Origin of the sequence: Propionivibrio dicarboxylicus (genome assembly GCF_900099695.1) — a bacterium.
GTDB lineage: Bacteria > Pseudomonadota > Gammaproteobacteria > Burkholderiales > Rhodocyclaceae > Propionivibrio > Propionivibrio dicarboxylicus.
In genome coordinates, this window is the sequence record NZ_FNCY01000004.1 from 229,260 (window position 1) to 244,840 (window position 15,581).

Here is a 15,581-nt window from a genome sequence, read left to right on the forward strand (position 1 = left end):
GGGGGCGCGATGGCCCCCGTAGTGACTGCCTTCGCGGCGGGCCTTAGCCGACGAGATCGCCGCCGGCCAGGGCTGCGGACTTGTTCTTCACCGCCGACTGTGCGGCCTTCGGCTTCAAGTCGCCCGCAGCCTTGGGCTTGGGCCGGCTCAGGCGAGGATCGCCCGGCTTGGCCGCCCACTTGGGCAACTTACACGTCTTGCCGTCACTGCCAACAGTGTCGAACGCAATCTGCGCGCCTGGCTCGACAAGCGCGCCGTCGTAGAAGCCGCGCTCGACCGCGACAAGGGTGATGACCGTGGATTCGACTTTCTTCTCGTCAGCCATGATCGTCACCGTTACGCCACGTTGTCAGCGTACGCGCGCCACAAGGCCGGATCCGCCGTCAGGAAGGCATTGATCTTGCCCGCCGTGAAGGCCGCGGTGCCGGTTACCTGCAGCACACCGAGATAGCGCTCGTACGAGCCGGACGGCAGCTTGCCGGCGAACACCAACTTGCCCGCCGTCAGACTCGCCACGGCAATCGCTTGCGAGGCGATGTGCTCCGTAGCCGAGCCGTCCGTCGCAATCGCCGCCTGCGCGTCGGATGCGAGCTTGAACTGGCCAGTAGCCGAGCCGCCCGAGGTCGCAGCGGTGTCGACCTGGACGACGAAGTACAGGTCGCTGCCTTCGAGATCGACGGTTGTGTTGTTGTTCGTGGTCGAGGGCTTGAGGTCGATCACATCCCCGATCAGATAGGTGCCTGCGCCACCGGTGTTAAGGGCGGTCGCGTCGGCGAATTCGAGTCGGTCGTCAAGTAACATTTTTGCTTCTCCTGTCTTGCCGGGGGCGGCTGGTGTTATGCCGCCCCTAGCGGGGTGGTTAGATGCCCGATTCCGTGCTCAGAATCTGGTCGACACGGCGGATCGGCACACCGCGGAAGCGGGTGACGAACTTGCCCTGCGCTTCTTCCTGCGTCTTGAACATCAGCAGCGGATCGCGGTTCATCTGCAGATCGAAGGCGTCGAGCGCGTCGCGGTTCATGTAAATGGCCGGACGGCACAAGTTGAGGTTCGGGATGCGGCGCATCGCCTTCGCGAGCAGGTCGCGCAGGACCGGACCGGTAGCGCCGCTGGCGACGATGTCTTCGAGGTCGAAGTTCACGCGCACGATGTAGCGCCAGTCACGGACGACCATGCCGCAATCCCACTTGTAATGCGTGCGGTAAGCTTCCATGCGGCCGTTTGAGCCGTCGATGTTCTCGATCGTGACCTGTCCCTTGTCCGTGATCTGCAGGCCCGCCTGCGAACCCTTCGGGTAAATCATGTGGCAGGTGTTCGGACCCCAGCCTACAACCCAGATCGACGTGTTGTCCGTACCGTCCGGCGTGGCCGCCGAGGTCAGGATGTTCTCGCCGTTGACAGCCGATTGGTCGTTGAAGCGCGGGGCCAGACCGGTGAAGCCTTCCGGCTCGGTCGCCTCATTGCCATAGACCATGTAGCGGGCGAGCTTCTGGCCAAAGCCTTCGATGATCGCGCTCTCCTCCGACAGGCGCCAGGCGGCGCTGTTGCCGTTCAGGTCGGCGAGGGCCTTGTCGACTTCGGCGTAGTTTTCCAACATGCCCAGGCCTTCGCGCACCTTGACGCTCGTGCTCTTGGTCGGCTGGACGCCGCCATAGAGCTTGCGGAAGGTCGGCTCGGGGATGCCGGTGCGGACGCTGGTGACGTGCCCGGTGAGTTCGTTGGCTTCGAGCCACACGGCGTCATCGAGGATCTCGTTGGTCTGGCTCACCATCTCGATCACTTGCGCCACGTTCCCGTTCGGGTCGAGGCGCGACTTCACGTCGAGAAGAGTGGGATGCGTGGTTGCAAGGGTGGTCATGGTTTCTTTCCTTTCAGAAAGGTGTTACGGGTTCATGTTGCTCTTGCTGTACAAGTTCTGGCCCGCACTCGGGCCGGGCGGCTTGGTGCCGCCAGGTACAGCAGAATCCGGTTTGATGGTTCTGCCGATGCGTGCGAAGAAGCGAATCATCTCGGGGTGATTGCCGAGCTTGCTCTCGTCGAGGAACTTGATGAGGCCCTCGCTTCCATAGGTGTCACGCGCCAGCTTGGCGACGGCGAGACTTTCACCGAGCTTGTCGCCACCGAACTCCTTGTCGGCCTTGGCATCGGCGAGCCATTGGGCCTGCGTGCTCTCGACCGCTTCGAGGATTCGGTTGTTGTTCAGTTGCACGGCCTTGGCGCCAATATCCACGAACTTCTGCGCGTCCTCTTGGGAGAGGTTGCGCTCCTTCGCGAGGGCCTTGAACTCGGTCATGGCGTCCTCGTTGAGGGTCGTGCCTTCCGGCGCGGTGAAGTCGGTGTAGGACTCCGGGGCGCCCGTCGGCGTCTCGGTGTTGGCTTCCGGGGCCGGTGCTTGTGCTGCTGGGGTAGCGGCTTCTGCGGGCGTCTGCGCGGTCGCCGCCGGGGCCGGGGCCGGGGCCTGAGTGCTCGCATCAAGGGGAGCAGCAACGGGAGCAGCGCCGGGCTGTTGGCTATTTGCTTCGGCGGTTGCGGGTGTCTGCGCTTCGGTTGTCATGGCGTTCTTTCGTCTCCTGCTGCTCTGCGAGCATCTCGGTGTAACGGTCGGGGCAGGCTTCCATGATCTCGTTCAGCAGTTCTAGCCCTGCGCTTCTGCGGCCCTCGTTGAAGGCCATCACCGCGTTATTGGTGTTGAAGCTCTGTAGCCAGATACCTGCCTTGCTCAATCGCCGGTAAATGAATCGCCGGCCCTGCTTGGTACTCATTGCCCATCGAAGTTCGTTCTGCTCTGTCTCTCGCTGCTGTCGCTCCTTCTCCGCCTGCTCGGCAGAGATGCGTTCCTCGTCAGCGAGGTCGAGCGGGTTGTGCTCCGATGTCATGTGCGAACCTTACGCGTCGCTTTTTGCGTCAAGGGTACGGGGCTATGCCATGTCGCTATTCGGGAACATCGAGCGAGGATCGCGCGCTGCCAGTTGCAGATCCATGTCGGCGATCTGCAACTCCATGCTCTTGCGCTCGCCTTGCTCGTCGGCGTTCTGCCGTGCCTCGACGACCTTGACCTTCGCAACGACAGTCATCTCTGTGCCGACTGCGGCCAGATCGACGCCGAGCTTGTCCATCTCGGGCTTCCCGAGAGACAGGCGAAGGCCCCACGGATATTCTGGCTTCGGTCCTTCTGCGCCATCGGAACAGCACGGGCTGCACATGCCATCGGCTTTCATTTCGTCGACGGTGCGGATCATGTTGGTCATTGGCATTTGGTCGTCTCCTTGAGTTATGCCATGTCGCTATTCGGGTACATCGCCCTGGCGTCGCGCGGGGGCGCGAGATCGTCCGGTATCTCGTAGTCCTTGCGCTCCCAGGCCTGACAGCTTCGTGTGGTGTGGCAGATGATGTGCAGCTTGTGGCAGTAGCCGCGGTGTGCCTGCGAGCCGTAGATGTCGAACTTGTTGAGCGGGATCGTCTCAAGCTCGGTCAAGCGCTCGGGCGTGTTGTCGTAGTACTCGCAATTCGCGCAGATGCGCCGTTTCGCCTCGGCGAGCGAGACGCCGAACACCTGCGCAGCCTTGTCCCAATACGGGTCGCCTGGCTGATCGACAACAGCCGGACCGAGGTTCCAATTGGCGATTGCGTTCTCGGTGTTGGCGAGCAGGGTCTCGGTGGTCTCAATCATTGTCACACCTGTGCGTTGTAGCCTTGGAATTGACGCAGGACGTCGGTGAGCGCGTTCTTGCCGCCGGTGTCGGCCTGTGACAGATCGCGTGCAGCCGCCGCCGCCGGCGGGATCATGGCGGCCTGCTGTGCTTGGGATTGGGCCTGCGCCCGGTCCTCGCGGATGATCGCGACCTTGTCGTCGGCGACGACGACGGACGGATCGACGCCGAACATGTCGGCATACATGTCGATCGCCTGGTCGCGATTGACCTTGTCCCACACGCTCGTATCACCGCTGCCCTGCGCGATCTGCGCGACGCGGCCGATGTAGCCATCGAGGGCGCCGATGCCGACCATCTTCTGCGCTTGCGCGAGCGTGCTGACGAACTCGACCTTTAGTTCGACGCCCTGCAGTTCCTTCGGCGGGGGCGGCAGCAGTCCGGCCTCGACGATGCGCGAGAAGGTCAAGTCGATCTTCGGCGACAGCATCTCGTTGTGCAGGCGTTCAAGCACTGGCCCGAGCATCAAGAGCTTCTCTTCATGTCGCTCGGCGATCTCGGTGGCAGTCGCCGGCATCCGACGATTGTCCTGCGAGATCATCAGGAACAGATCGGCGTAGAAACACTTGTTGATGCGGCCGCGCACGTCGATGATGTCCTCGCGCAGCGCGCCGAGGTCGAGATTGACGTCGAACAGCGGGCGCACGCCCTGGTTCTGCCCGTTGGTCGGGATATAGCTGATGCCGCCCGGCAGTACGGCCACTTGCGAGTTCTTGCGCTCGGCGGGCACCTGTAGCGGTGGCTTCGTTTGATAGTCGATCGCCTGGCCCTTGCGCAGTTGCTCCTGCTGCAGTTGCTTGATGTCGCCGAGGGCGCGGAAGCTCGGGCCGTTGCCGTAGATGTCGCCGCCACGGACGTGCCAGCGCGGGGCCAGTACCGGGAAGCGACGATAGCCGGACTCGCGCAGGAAGCGCTGCCCGGCCGGATCGTTGGCGACGTCGTTGCCCGGCTCGAAGTAGCAGGACGCGAAGCGCATGTTTTTGGCATCATGCTGCCGGATGTCGCGGTCATGCCGCGGCTCGATGATGTGGATCACCGGGATCCACTTGTCGAGGTTGCGGTGCGCATCCCAATCGTTCTTGACCTGCTGCGACACGGCTGGCCAGTCCGGCGTGCTGTATGGGTTGCCGCCATAGACGAACTTCTCGACGATCTGGATGAGCGTCATCTCGAACTCACGCACGAGGGTATCGACGACGCCCTTGTCATTGGCCGCGACGGCGTACTCGCCGGCGGTCAGTACCTTGTGATTGATGACGTTGTCGAAGTCATCCTCGACGATCGAGGCCGCGGTCGCAAATGCGCCGAGTTCCTCATACATCGTGTGCAACGAGTTGTAGGTGTTCGACTTCGCGTAGATCGTGCGCATGAGTTCGGTGACGTCGTGCAGCCAGGTGCGCACCGGGTCGTACTCCATCAGGTCGCGATCTGGCGTCGCAAGCCGGAACCACGGCCGGGCGGGCGAAGTCATGCCAGCCATCATGCCGGCAGTCATGATGTCGAGTGCCGTGGTGGCCGACGAGTCATAGATGTTATTGAAGACGCGGTCGCCCTTATTCCGGTCGGTGGCGAAGTACCGGCCGGCATACGGCAGCAGGTAGCGCGTAATGTCCTGATAGCGCGAGATCCACGTCGAGCGCTCGGCCCACATCGCGGACTTGCGCAGCATGTAGCGCTGCTTCTTGGGAATGTCCATCATGGTCATTGCCCGAGCAAGGTAGATTTGCCCAAGTTCAGCGTGCTTGTGTCGATACCGCTGCCGCTCGTGAGCAAGGTGTTGTTCGGCCCGCCCGCTGCTGCCGCCGCCGTATTCTGGTCGGTCTGCGTCTTGCGACGCGCAGCTTCGTCTGGCGTCTTGCTCGTCTGCGGCGTCTCGACGGTGGCGACGTCAGTGCTTTTGACGGACGACTTCGGCGTCAGCATCATCGAGGCGGCAATGCCGGCCCCGGCAGCGAGCGCGACGGTCGTGGCGCTAATTCCTCCTGACATGGCTCAATCTCCTGTAATGACAACTACATTCGGCCAGCAACGAGAAAAAAGCCTGTCGGCCTCGTCGGTGAATTCGTTTTCGGCGGCCTCGATCGTCTGCGCGTCAGTCTTGAAGGCCATCGTGACCCAGGTGTCGGCGTGGGCGATGTAGCCGACCTTGCGGCCGGCGGCGGAGGGCATGACGTGGTAGCCACTGACGAGCACTTCCTCGCCGTCACCGACGAGCACCGTGGCGAAGCCGCAGACTGTCAGCGTCGTCGGCACCTTGATGAGTGCGCCGGTCAGCACGACGTCTGCGGGGATGCAGATCGTTCGCGAATAGACGCCGGCGTGCAGGACGTGATGCGTCGCGATCTCGATCTGCGGGGCTTCGAGCACCACGCGCTCGATCTCGCGGATGGTGGCAAGGCCGCGCTCGGTCGAGGCAGGCATCACCATGCGCTCAACGATGTCGGTGTGGTCAGCGACGCGCAGGCTCAAGGCAGACTCCAAAAGAAAATCCGGTTCGTCTCGCGGCATTCCATGTGCTCAAGCAGTCGGTGCAGTCGGCTGCCTGTCGGTGCTGATAGCAGGAAACCGACAGCGCCTTCCGTGATCGCCTCATCGCGCGCCCGGCGGATGAGCGCGAGGCCCGCCCCGGCGCCGCGCTTCGACTCGGTGACGAACAATGACTCGGTGACAGCGAGAAATGCGCTGTAGTGGGGGTTGAAGCTGAGTAGCAGCGAGATGAAACCGATCAGGGCCTCGCCGTCAAAGGCTGCGAAGACGTGCAGAATGCCGGCGGCTTCGAGTGCCTGGTACGTCTCGGGGGCGGGCTTCGGGGCAGGCAGGCCGAGGATGGCGGACTCGTCGGCGTATTCGGCGAGCAGCGCTGGCGCGTCGGCGTGCGCGAAAAAATCATCGACTTTACATGGCCGAATCTCCTGCATGACGGTGCTCTCTATGGGTTGGCATAGGGATTGTGTTCGGCTTGTGTCATGTCAAGGGTACGCCCGAGGTCGGCATACGGGTCGTACTCGCGCGCGAGCATACCTTGCCGTCTTGGTATGCCGTCGCCACGGCGTTTCCGGGCGACTGGATGGGAGAAGGTCAAGGCCAAGGCATCCGCGATGTCAGGCGATGGCAAGCCGCGCTTCTTGATGTCGTCCTTGCTCTCGACGCGCTTACGGTTATCAACATCGAAGTAGTATGTCGCGGCGGCAAGATCCTGCTTGATTGCGGGATCGTTCGGCAGGCAGCCTCCCGCGCGCACCCAATCCGCTGTCGCGAAGATGATCTCGTCGCGCTTGTTGGCGTACTCAGGGCTGCTCGCCCTACCACCGAAATGCACCTCAATGACGTCGTGCCCCAACTGGCGAAGCCGGTCGATCACGCCGGCACCGTTGCCTGCATCGATGAAGACGGCGTCGGGTTCCCACTCGTCGATCAGTGAGGCGACGAGACCGGCAAGCTGCATGTTGTCCACCTTGTGCCGGACGATCGGCGGGAAGGCGACACGGCCCTGGCGCTTCACGATGACGCTACGATCGTCTCCAAAGCGAGCAGGATCAACGCCAATAACACGCGGGGCGTAGTCATATTCATGCGGGGGCAGATGGCGCTGCGCTGCGCTCTCGCAGTCCGCAAGGCTGAGAACTTGATCGTCGCCGGCGGCGGAGAAGTCGCAGAGCATTTCCCGGGAGAATGCCGTCTCGGTCATGTCCCGGCGCATCCGAGTGACTTCGTCAGGGTCGAGCGCGTCGGTGTCATAAACCGTGAAACGCGCGCTGAACCAGTCGGGTAGAGATTGCGCTTTGTAGAAAAGCTCAGAAAACAGGTTGATGCCGTGGGGCGTGCCGATGAACAAGGCCCATCCCTTGCGATCGGCCAGGGCGGGCTGCACGATGTCCTCCCACACTTCCGGCTTGATATCTGCGACCTCATCGATGACCACGCCGTCGAGGCGAACACCTCGCATCGCATCCGGGTTGTCGGCGCCATAGACGCGCACCACGGCGTCGTTGTGGGCAAAGGTGACTGATAGCTCGTTCTCAAGCACTTCGACGGCGCCGACCTGGCGCAACGGTTCGACGATCTGCTTCAGCCGCAGCCAGGCGATCGCCTTGGCCTGTTTGAGGAATGGCGCAACGTAGAAGAACAGGCCAAGATTGAGATTGAAACGAAGGGCCTTGTCGACCAATTCGCGCAGCGCAAGCTCAGTCTTGCCCGCCCGGCGGTGCAGGGCCAGGACGGTAAAGCGCCGCCGTTCGAGATGACAGCGCCGCTGCCATTCTCGCGGATGGTAGTTGAGAGAGACGGTTCTACCCGGCGAGGTCACTGCCATCATCCGCTGGCACACCTGTGAGCACGGTCAAGGACATGCCGCCGGTAATGTTCTGGTCGACACGTTCGCGGTACTTCTCAGGCTTGCCGCCCTTGAGCAGAAATATCATCAAGGTATCGCTATAGTCCTTGACAGTATCTGTGATGACCCCTTGATGCACGATGGGTTTATCGACGCCCTCGAAGGCGCGGCGCACAGCTTCATCTTCAAGCGTGTCAAGACCGAGAGACTTGGCACGGTCCCACTCTTTCGCAAAAGCAGGATCTTCGTCACGCCAGTCGTAGGCGGTCTGACGCGAGATATTCACGGCTTCGCAAGCACGCGAAACATTTCCGCCGCTCGCTACAAGCGCGGCGCAAAAGGCTACTTTCCTTTCAGGTGTCAATTTTGAATTCATGCCGGGCATTTTCCGCCGCACCCGGCATGGTCAAGGGTACGGCCGCGTCAAAGGCCGAGGGTCTGGCACCGGCGCTGCCCGAGCGCGATCTTGGCGACGGTCTGCTTATGCACCTCGAACTTGGCAGCCAGGCAGGCATAGCTCAGGCCACGCAGGTGCAATTGCAGGTGGATCGTCGCCCGGCGGGCGCCATTGAATTCCATCTCGCCGATAAGGGCCTCGCGCTCGTCGAGCAATTCCATCATCAATTCAACTTCGTGATTGGTGAGCACCGCGCGCGGGTGGCTTTCACCGATTCTACGGCCGTGTTCGTTAGTTTTTACGAGTAGAGTCATCGCCGTCCTTTCTCGCAAGTTTTTACGCTTTACTCTTCACCGCACCGCATTTTCACCTGCACCACGCACCGTCTTACAAAGACAGACGGTGCGGTGCGGTGCAGTAGCACCATCACCAAGATGCACCGCGGTGCAGAAAAGGTGCGCGGTGCAGGTAATAAATTGCAACTTGCAATTCTTTGCGCTCATTCCTCTTCGACTCCTGGCACCTTCACTCGCGTCCCATCGGCGGCAAAAACGCCTTTGTCGATGAGCGAACGCAGCGCGCGCATGGCATGCTGACGACGCGTATCTCGCCCGCCTTGAGGATCGTATGGCGTGCGATTGGCATACTCGGAAAGCACCTGATCGACGGTGGGCGCCTCGCCAACATCCGTCAGGTCGAGCACGATTTTGTGGATCGAAATCTCGTTTTTGCCCTTGGGCGCCACCTTCGAGCCACGACTGCCAACGGCAGAATCGCAATGCTCAACCACGCAGGACGTGATCTCATCGCCGTCGGCATCGAAATCGACCAGCACGGTCTCAAGCTTGAAGCCGAACTCACCGCCGTCATCGCCGTCCTTCTGCTTCGTGACGTTAAGCGCCCGGTCCTCGTCCGACCGGACAACCTCAAGCTCGACATCGGCAGCCGCACGCAGGCCGGACCAACCCCGCGCGCCCTTGCTCGAATCCTTGCCCGAGTGATGCACGAGCAGCACCATAGCCCCTGTGGCGCGATGCAGGCCGCGACAATGAGCCAAGGCCTTGCCCATGTCCTCGCCGGCGTTCTCGTTGCCGCCTGGCATCGTCTGCGCCAGCGTATCGACGATGATGAGATCACACTTGCCAACGACCTTGAGGATTGCCTTGGCCACATCGAGCGCGTCGGTCTTGTCGAGCATGTTCGGCGCGGCATGGATGACGTGGATCGGCAGATCCTTGAGATCAACCTGATGCTGCAAGGCGTAGGCGCGCAGGCGATTGCGGAAGCCGTTGGCGCCTTCTGCGGCGATATAGACGATCTTGCCGTGCCTGACCTTGCAGCCACGCCACTCGATGCCGCGAGCGATCGAGGCGGCCATGTCGAGCGCCATGAAGCTCTTGCCGCTGCCAGACTCACCGTAGAGCACACCAAGCTCGGCCTGCGGCAGGATGCCCTTGATGATCCAGCGCAACTGCGTGGCGACGGCGAACTCATGGGCGGGCACCGGCATGAAGCGCAGGCCCTTGTCGTCCTCGCTGGCCGGCAGCGCGTCGAAGTCATCGTCGGCGGTCTCGGTGCCTTCGACCACATCGAAGTCATCGACGATCGTCGGGTCTTGCCATCCGTGCTGCGAGGCCAGGGCGAACAGACTGCGCTCGGTGATAGGCTCGGCGGAGGTGATACCGGCGTACCGCCAAAAGCGGTTATCTAGGAAATCAGGATCGTACTTGCCAGATCGGGCAGAGAACTCGTGGAAGAGCGACAGGCCCTCGTCGCTGCCCTCGGTGGCGTAGTGGATCGCGAAGCCGACATTGCGCCACTGGTCATAATCGAGCGAGTCGGTGTCGTTTGGGATGGCATCGAGCGCGCTGCGCAGGGTCTCAAGCTCCGGCGATGACACCACGACGCGCTCGGGCTTGGGCGGGCGCTCACGGACGGGAACGGCGGGCGACGGGGTCCAGATGGCGGCAATTAGCATTCTTTTTCTTCTCCCAAAAGTTCCGACTTGCCCGCCCCTGGCAGGATCCACATCGAGCCGAAGCCATCGGCCGGCACCTCGTCCTGCTTGGGAAAGACCTCGATCTGTTTGTTGGCGACGCCACCGGTGCCGCTCTTGAAGCCCAAGGCGGCAAGCATCCCGACGAGCATCTGCCGCACGCTGTAGGCGTCCTGCGGCTCGTCCCAGAGCAGATACAAGTGGACGCCGCTGCCACCGGACGACCGGAACAGGATCGGCGTGTAGCCTTCCTGCTCGAGCGCGAAGGCGACGGTGCGAGCGGTGTCGAGCATGACGCCCCACTCTGTTTCGCCTTGGTGGGCGTCGAAGTCGAGCAGCGCGACCCGACAAGTGCTCTCGCCTGGCGCGATCGGGCAGAGACCGTACGCTTTGCGGCCAGCGACATGCTCCGCCAGCATGAACTCGGTGAACGGCTCATTGATGCGCCGGGGGCCTTCTGCTGTCTTGATCCAGCAGTGCGAGCGGTTCATGCGTTCGGCGAGGGGCATGAGCGCTGCAACTTTTTCGCGGGTTGTGCTCACGGCGCTGCCCTCCGCAGCGAGTTAAAACCCCGTCGTACAAGGTAACTGCGTACAACGCTCGCGATTGTGTAGACAGCCGTGATGCCGATGTTTTCGGTAAGAGTGAAGGCATGCCCGAACAGCGGATAGACAAGTAGGCCGATCAGTACCGACACGACAAAGCCGATAGCGGTGCCAACTATCGCTTCGGTAAGCGACATTCGACGTGATTGGCTCATGCCGCCTCCCCGAGCAGCATTGCGATGAACTCGTCTGTTTGCCGCTGCATGTTCGCGACAGCTTGCCGCCAATAGCTCTCTTTCAACTCGAAGCCGACGCCCTTGCGGCCAGCATCAACGGCGCAATACACCTCAGAACCGATGCCCATAAACGGCGTCAGCACCGTTTCGCCGGGGTTGCTCCAAAGGTCGATGCAGCGCTCAATCACGTCAAGCTGCAGCGGACTGATATGCACCTCATCCTTCTCGTCGCGGGCGCTGCGGTATTGCAGAGTGCGGGTCTGCCGGATGTCAGTCCAGACCGGCGAGGCGTAGCGCTGCCAGGTCATGATCGACACCCAAGTCTTGTATGGCCACGGCGTCTCGCCTTTGGCGACCATCTCAGCCGCCTGGCGCTCGTAGGCTTCGCGCGAGGTATCAACGGCGTCGCCAAAGTAGCGCCCGAGTTCTCCGGCGATCGCTACTTCGTTGATGCCTGGCTTGCGGAAGGTGACGATGTAGTCGGCCAGGCCTTGTCCGCTCATGCTCGAATCTTTGCAGAGTTGCTTGTGCAGCAGGCGCATGCTCTTCGTGCGTTGCTGCTGCACAACCGGGTCTTTCCAGATGCAGACCTCGCTGTGGAAGATCCAGCCGGCGTCCTGGTAGGCGCGAACAACATCACCACGGAAGTCACGGATGCCAATGAAACCTTCGCGCTGCTTGAGCGCCGGCAGTTGCATGACGTGGACCGAGTGTAGGCGGCCAGGCATGGCAATGCGCAGCAGGTCGCGAATGAGGAATTGGTAGTGCTGCCAAAAGCTCTCCCCGTCGTTATTGCTGATGTCGCGGTCGGAGTTCGTGAATTTATAGAGGCCCTCGAAGGGCGGCGAGTGTATGCCGTAATGCACGCTGTTGTCAGGGATAGCGTGGATCAATTCACACGCATCGCCGTGGTAGATCGCATAGTCCGGGGTAACAATCTGATCCAGCGCTTTTATCGCAGTCATGCTGCCTCCTCACAAAGCCAATTTGGAATTTGCATCGGGACGGTCGGCGCGTAGCCATCGGTATCGCGCGCCGCGCCGTGGATGATTTCGCTCGACAGATCCGCCATGTGCGCCACCATCATTGCGCCCATGCGTTCGGCATCTGCTTCCTTGCGTCGCAGGTTTTCGAGCACCGCGCCCTCGGTCGAGGCGGCAACGAAATGCACGGTGACCGGGCGAGATTGCCCGAAGCGCCAAAATCGCCGCATCGCCTGATAGACCTGCTCGAATGAGTCGTTGAGGCCGACGAAGCCAGTGTCGGCGCAGTGCTGCCAGTTCATGCCGAAGCCGCAGATTGTCGGCTTCGTGATGAGAATGCGGATTTCGCCCGCCGAGAAAGCCCTGAGCTTGCGTTCCTTCTCTTCTTCCTTGTCGGACCCCCGCACCTCGACAGCGCCAGGGATTGCGGCGGCAAGTGCTTCACTCTCGGCGTTGAGGTTGCACCACCAGACGAAGGGCCGATCGTCCGGTGTAAGCTCGACAGCTTTCGCTACACGTTCGGTGATCGTGTCGCGGCGGGCGGCAATGCGTTCGCTCAGGGTCTTGGCGGCAGGCCCATCGGCGGGCACGATATGCTCGACTTGATCAAGTGGCGGCAAATTGAATGCCGCATCTTCGTATCCGAGATCGGAGGGCCGTCGCAGGAGCACCGACCAAGAGCACATCCAGCGCCAGAAGTCCGTCTCGGCGTGCCCCTTGAGGCGCCACTTGCTTGTGTCGCCCCCGTCGTGCGTGAAGAAAGTGGCCTGCATGCCGGTCAAGGACATGACACCGAGGAATTCGGCGTGGTTGCCAAGTTCCAGAAAGTCATTCGGCGCCGGGGTCGCGGTCGCAGCCAGCCGATAAGGGATCTCAGCGCAGCGCTCGATCAGCATGGCGCGCGTCTTGCCGTCAAACGCCTTCAATATGCTGCTCTCGTCAAGGATCACACCAATGAATTTCGACAGGTCGAAGTGGTGCAGCTTGGCGTAGTTGGTGACGGTAATGCCCGGCTCGACGTCGGCCTGGCTTGCGCAGTGCTTCGCAGTAATGCCGAACTTCCCGGCCTCAAGAACCATCTGCCCGGCGACAGCGAGTGGCGTGATGAGTAGGATATTGCCCTGAGTCGCCTGGTGAATCGCACGTCCCCAGGCCAGTTCCATGAAGGATTTGCCGGTGCCAGTATTGGCGAACACGGCCGCCCGCCCGCGCCGCAAAGCCCACCGCACGATGTCGCGCTGAAATGGGAAAAGTTGATCCGGCAAGTCGGGGAGTTGTGCAAGACCCGTCAAAGGGTCGCGCCTTACCTTTGCGGCAAGGAATTCATCGTAAGCCGACATGACTACACCCCTTGCGCAAATCGTTCGGGATAGAGGATCTGGATCTCGGTGACGGCGTAGCCAAAGTGACGGGCGAGTCGCTCGGCAAGTTCGGGCGATGCCTTCTGCTTGCAGTTCTCGATTCGCGAGAGATTGCCGACATCGGTTTGCACGGATGCGGCGACGGTGGCGAGGGTCTCCCCTCGCTGAATTCGCACGGCTTTGACGGGGTTGAACATCTCGGAAGCTCCGACAGGTAGAAAGTAAATGTCGGGCAGGTTGCCATACACGCAACTTTTCGTCAATAAAAAGTTGCCTTAATGAAGTTGCGTATAACGCAATATTGACCTATAACACGCGGATGAATTCGACAAATCAAGATAATGAGAGCTTGGCACAACTAGGCGCCGCCATACGGCGTCTACGAGCGCGTTCGGGTAAGACGCTTGAGCAAGTTGCAGAAGCGACAGGATCTAACAAAGGCACGCTCTCAAAGATCGAAAGTGGCAAGCAGGGGGTGTCCCTCGAAACGCTTAACAGGATTGCTCAGGCGTTGCGCGTCACCATTGTCACGATATTTAATGAGATGTGGGAGCCCACCAGCACGCTGGAGATACCAGCCCCAAAAATGTATCGGCCGGTGCCTGTATACGGCCCAATACAGATCGACGCGGATGGGTGCGTTATCAACGCCGTGGTATCCCTGCAAAGCGAAGGTGCTGTAGATTATCCAGCCAAAGGCAGCAAAACTTACGCATTGCGTGCTAAAGGGGAGTCAATGGCCCCGCGTGTTCGCGCCGGTGAATTTATTGTGGTCGAGCCGGACAGCCCTGCGCAGCCTGGAGATGACGTAGTTATTGACTACAACGAAGATCGCACAATTGTTAAGCAGTTGCTTTACGAACGCGACGGCGAACTAACTCTTGGTGCTATCAACGGATGGTCGAAGCCAATAACGGTCTCATTTGATGAAGTGCACTCAATACAGCGCATAGTTGCAATTCTCCCTCCTGGTGCTTTCGTTCCAAGAAAAGACGAGGAATCGACATGAAAAAGCTCATTCCCCTGGCAGCCCTGGCACTTGCCGCCTGCTCGACGACCGCGCCGGTTGTCGGTCAATTCACGAGCACCAAGGATGAATTCATGGGCCAGGCCACGGCAAGCTGGACGGCCGGCACGATGTCGATCCAGAGCCAGGCGGGCATCACCTGCACCGGCGCGCTGCGGCGTGACTCGACCGTCAACGGTAATGGCGATCTGATCTGCAGCGACGGTCGCACTGGCACATTCGTCTTCACCAAGAGCAACGAGTACGGTGGCTCGGGCTTCGGTACGCTGTCGAACGGTGAGAAATTCCGCTTCTTGTGGGGCAACACGGTCGGCAGGCGTGCCCGCTGCGATCAAGATCCAGACGGGATAGCCTGCACGCGCATCTGAGACCACCGTCACTCCCGACCAAGCCCGCCGCGTGCGGGCTTTCTTTTGCCTGCTATATAGCTAAAAGCTATTGAGACAGCGAAATCAATTAGAAAATATTTTATGTGGTTGCTCTTGACGCAACCTAAAAGTTGCTTTTATGATGGGCGTCATGTTGCTTCATAGGCAACCCAATTAACCATCAACGAGGACGATCATGGCGAGGAAGCAGAAAAAGCAAGAGGAAGCCATCACGGCATTCAAAGGCTTCAATCAGGATTTTCAATGCCGCGGCTTTCAGTTCGAAGTTGGCAAGACCTACGAGCATGCTGGCGAAGTCAAAGCATGTGCCTCGGGGTTCCATTCTTGTGAATATCCCCTCGACGTTTTCAACTACTACGGCCCGGTTAGTAATCGCTTCGCCGTGGTGAAGGCCTCCGGGCAGATCAGTCGGCACGACGAAGACAGCAAGATCGCTTGCGCCAGTCTCACAATTGAGGCGGAGATTGGCCTGCCTACCTTGGTATCTCGCGCTGTTGAATGGATTATTGGCAAGCTCGATAAAACTCTCGAGCAAACAATAATCACCGGCTACCAGTCGGCCGCGACGAACACCGGCTACCAGTCGGCCGCGACGAACACCGGC

General features: G+C 60.8%; 23 protein-coding genes. 3 read left to right on the forward strand and 20 right to left on the reverse strand.

What is annotated here, in order from left to right:
- Positions 1-43: 43 nt before the first annotated feature.
- The 20 genes from BLR25_RS07290 to BLR25_RS07385 all read right to left on the reverse strand — a co-directional run bounded on the left by BLR25_RS07290 (position 44) and on the right by BLR25_RS07385 (position 13,758).
- Complete coding sequence (locus BLR25_RS07290; protein ID WP_143009794.1) at positions 44-325, reverse strand: hypothetical protein; 282 nt, start codon at positions 323-325, stop codon at positions 44-46.
- An 11-nt stretch (positions 326-336) separates the two neighbouring features.
- Positions 337-801 (reverse strand): Bbp16 family capsid cement protein, encoded by a 465-nt coding sequence (locus BLR25_RS07295; RefSeq protein WP_091936019.1) that lies wholly within the window; start codon positions 799-801, stop codon positions 337-339.
- Between the two features lie 58 nt (positions 802-859).
- Positions 860-1,858, reverse strand: coding sequence for a major capsid protein (locus tag BLR25_RS07300; RefSeq protein WP_091936022.1), 999 nt, complete (start codon positions 1,856-1,858; stop codon positions 860-862).
- Positions 1,859-1,882: 24 nt separating this feature from the next.
- Positions 1,883-2,554, reverse strand: a complete 672-nt coding sequence (locus BLR25_RS20935) for a hypothetical protein (RefSeq protein ID WP_143009795.1) — start codon at positions 2,552-2,554, stop codon at positions 1,883-1,885.
- Positions 2,511-2,876, reverse strand: coding sequence for a Bbp19 family protein (locus BLR25_RS07310; RefSeq protein WP_091936026.1), 366 nt, complete (start codon positions 2,874-2,876; stop codon positions 2,511-2,513). Before BLR25_RS07310 ends, BLR25_RS20935 begins: the two co-directional genes overlap by 44 nt.
- 42 nt (positions 2,877-2,918) lie before the next feature.
- Positions 2,919-3,254 (reverse strand): capsid staple protein, encoded by a 336-nt coding sequence (gene gp10 / locus BLR25_RS07315; RefSeq protein ID WP_143009796.1) that lies wholly within the window; start codon positions 3,252-3,254, stop codon positions 2,919-2,921.
- Positions 3,255-3,271: 17 nt separating this feature from the next.
- Positions 3,272-3,670, reverse strand: a complete 399-nt coding sequence (locus BLR25_RS07320; protein ID WP_091936031.1) for a hypothetical protein — start codon at positions 3,668-3,670, stop codon at positions 3,272-3,274.
- A gap of 2 nt (positions 3,671-3,672) precedes the next feature.
- Positions 3,673-5,409, reverse strand: coding sequence for a portal protein (locus BLR25_RS07325; protein WP_091936087.1), 1,737 nt, complete (start codon positions 5,407-5,409; stop codon positions 3,673-3,675).
- Between the two features lie 2 nt (positions 5,410-5,411).
- Positions 5,412-5,699 carry a hypothetical protein gene (locus BLR25_RS07330; RefSeq protein ID WP_091936033.1) on the reverse strand — a complete coding sequence of 96 codons (288 nt, stop codon included), beginning with the start codon at positions 5,697-5,699 and terminating at the stop codon, positions 5,412-5,414.
- 3 nt (positions 5,700-5,702) lie between these two features.
- Complete coding sequence (locus BLR25_RS07335; protein ID WP_218122656.1) at positions 5,703-6,179, reverse strand: hypothetical protein; 477 nt, start codon at positions 6,177-6,179, stop codon at positions 5,703-5,705.
- Positions 6,176-6,628 carry a GNAT family N-acetyltransferase gene (locus tag BLR25_RS07340; protein WP_091936036.1) on the reverse strand — a complete coding sequence of 151 codons (453 nt, stop codon included), beginning with the start codon at positions 6,626-6,628 and terminating at the stop codon, positions 6,176-6,178. The genes BLR25_RS07335 and BLR25_RS07340 overlap by 4 nt, the downstream gene beginning before the upstream one ends.
- Positions 6,629-6,639: 11 nt before the next feature.
- Positions 6,640-8,022 (reverse strand): terminase large subunit domain-containing protein, encoded by a 1,383-nt coding sequence (locus BLR25_RS07345; protein WP_176785794.1) that lies wholly within the window; start codon positions 8,020-8,022, stop codon positions 6,640-6,642.
- Complete coding sequence (locus BLR25_RS07350) at positions 8,000-8,419, reverse strand: terminase small subunit-like protein (protein WP_143009797.1); 420 nt, start codon at positions 8,417-8,419, stop codon at positions 8,000-8,002. Before BLR25_RS07350 ends, BLR25_RS07345 begins: the two co-directional genes overlap by 23 nt.
- A 47-nt stretch (positions 8,420-8,466) precedes the next feature.
- Entirely contained in the window at positions 8,467-8,754 is a 288-nt protein-coding gene (locus BLR25_RS07355) for a hypothetical protein (protein ID WP_143009798.1), read from the reverse strand.
- A gap of 185 nt (positions 8,755-8,939) precedes the next feature.
- Entirely contained in the window at positions 8,940-10,418 is a 1,479-nt protein-coding gene (locus BLR25_RS07360; RefSeq protein ID WP_091936045.1) for an AAA family ATPase, read from the reverse strand.
- Positions 10,412-10,978 (reverse strand): TOTE conflict system archaeo-eukaryotic primase domain-containing protein, encoded by a 567-nt coding sequence (locus BLR25_RS07365; protein WP_091936047.1) that lies wholly within the window; start codon positions 10,976-10,978, stop codon positions 10,412-10,414. Before BLR25_RS07365 ends, BLR25_RS07360 begins: the two co-directional genes overlap by 7 nt.
- Positions 10,975-11,196 (reverse strand): DUF7220 family protein, encoded by a 222-nt coding sequence (locus tag BLR25_RS07370; RefSeq protein WP_091936050.1) that lies wholly within the window; start codon positions 11,194-11,196, stop codon positions 10,975-10,977. The genes BLR25_RS07365 and BLR25_RS07370 overlap by 4 nt, the downstream gene beginning before the upstream one ends.
- Positions 11,193-12,182, reverse strand: coding sequence for a DNA methyltransferase (locus tag BLR25_RS07375; RefSeq protein WP_091936053.1), 990 nt, complete (start codon positions 12,180-12,182; stop codon positions 11,193-11,195). The genes BLR25_RS07370 and BLR25_RS07375 overlap by 4 nt, the downstream gene beginning before the upstream one ends.
- Entirely contained in the window at positions 12,179-13,540 is a 1,362-nt protein-coding gene (locus tag BLR25_RS07380; RefSeq protein WP_091936056.1) for a DEAD/DEAH box helicase, read from the reverse strand. The genes BLR25_RS07375 and BLR25_RS07380 overlap by 4 nt, the downstream gene beginning before the upstream one ends.
- A 2-nt stretch (positions 13,541-13,542) precedes the next feature.
- The gene (locus BLR25_RS07385) at positions 13,543-13,758 is read right to left on the reverse strand and encodes a helix-turn-helix transcriptional regulator (RefSeq protein WP_091936058.1); all 216 of its coding nucleotides are present in this window, start codon (positions 13,756-13,758) and stop codon (positions 13,543-13,545) included.
- Positions 13,759-13,880: 122 nt separating this feature from the next.
- Between BLR25_RS07385 and BLR25_RS07390 the strand changes: the two genes are divergently transcribed.
- The 3 genes from BLR25_RS07390 to BLR25_RS07400 all read left to right on the forward strand — a co-directional run.
- Entirely contained in the window at positions 13,881-14,570 is a 690-nt protein-coding gene (locus BLR25_RS07390) for a LexA family transcriptional regulator (RefSeq protein WP_091936060.1), read from the forward strand.
- Positions 14,567-14,956, forward strand: a complete 390-nt coding sequence (locus BLR25_RS07395; RefSeq protein WP_091936062.1) for a hypothetical protein — start codon at positions 14,567-14,569, stop codon at positions 14,954-14,956. The genes BLR25_RS07390 and BLR25_RS07395 overlap by 4 nt, the downstream gene beginning before the upstream one ends.
- 196 nt (positions 14,957-15,152) lie before the next feature.
- Positions 15,153-15,581: DUF7666 domain-containing protein (locus tag BLR25_RS07400; protein ID WP_218122657.1), on the forward strand; the 429-nt coding region annotated here is incomplete at its 3' end.

Coding starts and splice junctions, on each gene's coding strand:
- BLR25_RS07330 (WP_091936033.1), bottom strand. CDS start 5,699: ATGTCAGGAGGAATTAGCGCCACGACCGTCGCGCTCGCTGCCGGGGCC.
- gp10 (WP_143009796.1), bottom strand. CDS start 3,254: ATGCCAATGACCAACATGATCCGCACCGTCGACGAAATGAAAGCCGAT.
- BLR25_RS07360 (WP_091936045.1), bottom strand. CDS start 10,418: ATGCTAATTGCCGCCATCTGGACCCCGTCGCCCGCCGTTCCCGTCCGT.
- BLR25_RS07380 (WP_091936056.1), bottom strand. CDS start 13,540: ATGTCGGCTTACGATGAATTCCTTGCCGCAAAGGTAAGGCGCGACCCT.
- BLR25_RS07395 (WP_091936062.1), top strand. CDS start 14,567: ATGAAAAAGCTCATTCCCCTGGCAGCCCTGGCACTTGCCGCCTGCTCG.
- BLR25_RS07345 (WP_176785794.1), bottom strand. CDS start 8,022: ATGGCAGTGACCTCGCCGGGTAGAACCGTCTCTCTCAACTACCATCCG.
- BLR25_RS07370 (WP_091936050.1), bottom strand. CDS start 11,196: ATGAGCCAATCACGTCGAATGTCGCTTACCGAAGCGATAGTTGGCACC.
- BLR25_RS07320 (WP_091936031.1), bottom strand. CDS start 3,670: ATGATTGAGACCACCGAGACCCTGCTCGCCAACACCGAGAACGCAATC.
- BLR25_RS07310 (WP_091936026.1), bottom strand. CDS start 2,876: ATGACATCGGAGCACAACCCGCTCGACCTCGCTGACGAGGAACGCATC.
- BLR25_RS07295 (WP_091936019.1), bottom strand. CDS start 801: ATGTTACTTGACGACCGACTCGAATTCGCCGACGCGACCGCCCTTAAC.
- BLR25_RS07355 (WP_143009798.1), bottom strand. CDS start 8,754: ATGACTCTACTCGTAAAAACTAACGAACACGGCCGTAGAATCGGTGAA.
- BLR25_RS07350 (WP_143009797.1), bottom strand. CDS start 8,419: ATGAATTCAAAATTGACACCTGAAAGGAAAGTAGCCTTTTGCGCCGCG.
- BLR25_RS07385 (WP_091936058.1), bottom strand. CDS start 13,758: ATGTTCAACCCCGTCAAAGCCGTGCGAATTCAGCGAGGGGAGACCCTC.
- BLR25_RS07300 (WP_091936022.1), bottom strand. CDS start 1,858: ATGACCACCCTTGCAACCACGCATCCCACTCTTCTCGACGTGAAGTCG.
- BLR25_RS07290 (WP_143009794.1), bottom strand. CDS start 325: ATGGCTGACGAGAAGAAAGTCGAATCCACGGTCATCACCCTTGTCGCG.
- BLR25_RS07375 (WP_091936053.1), bottom strand. CDS start 12,182: ATGACTGCGATAAAAGCGCTGGATCAGATTGTTACCCCGGACTATGCG.
- BLR25_RS07340 (WP_091936036.1), bottom strand. CDS start 6,628: ATGCAGGAGATTCGGCCATGTAAAGTCGATGATTTTTTCGCGCACGCC.
- BLR25_RS07325 (WP_091936087.1), bottom strand. CDS start 5,409: ATGATGGACATTCCCAAGAAGCAGCGCTACATGCTGCGCAAGTCCGCG.
- BLR25_RS20935 (WP_143009795.1), bottom strand. CDS start 2,554: ATGACAACCGAAGCGCAGACACCCGCAACCGCCGAAGCAAATAGCCAA.
- BLR25_RS07390 (WP_091936060.1), top strand. CDS start 13,881: ATGAATTCGACAAATCAAGATAATGAGAGCTTGGCACAACTAGGCGCC.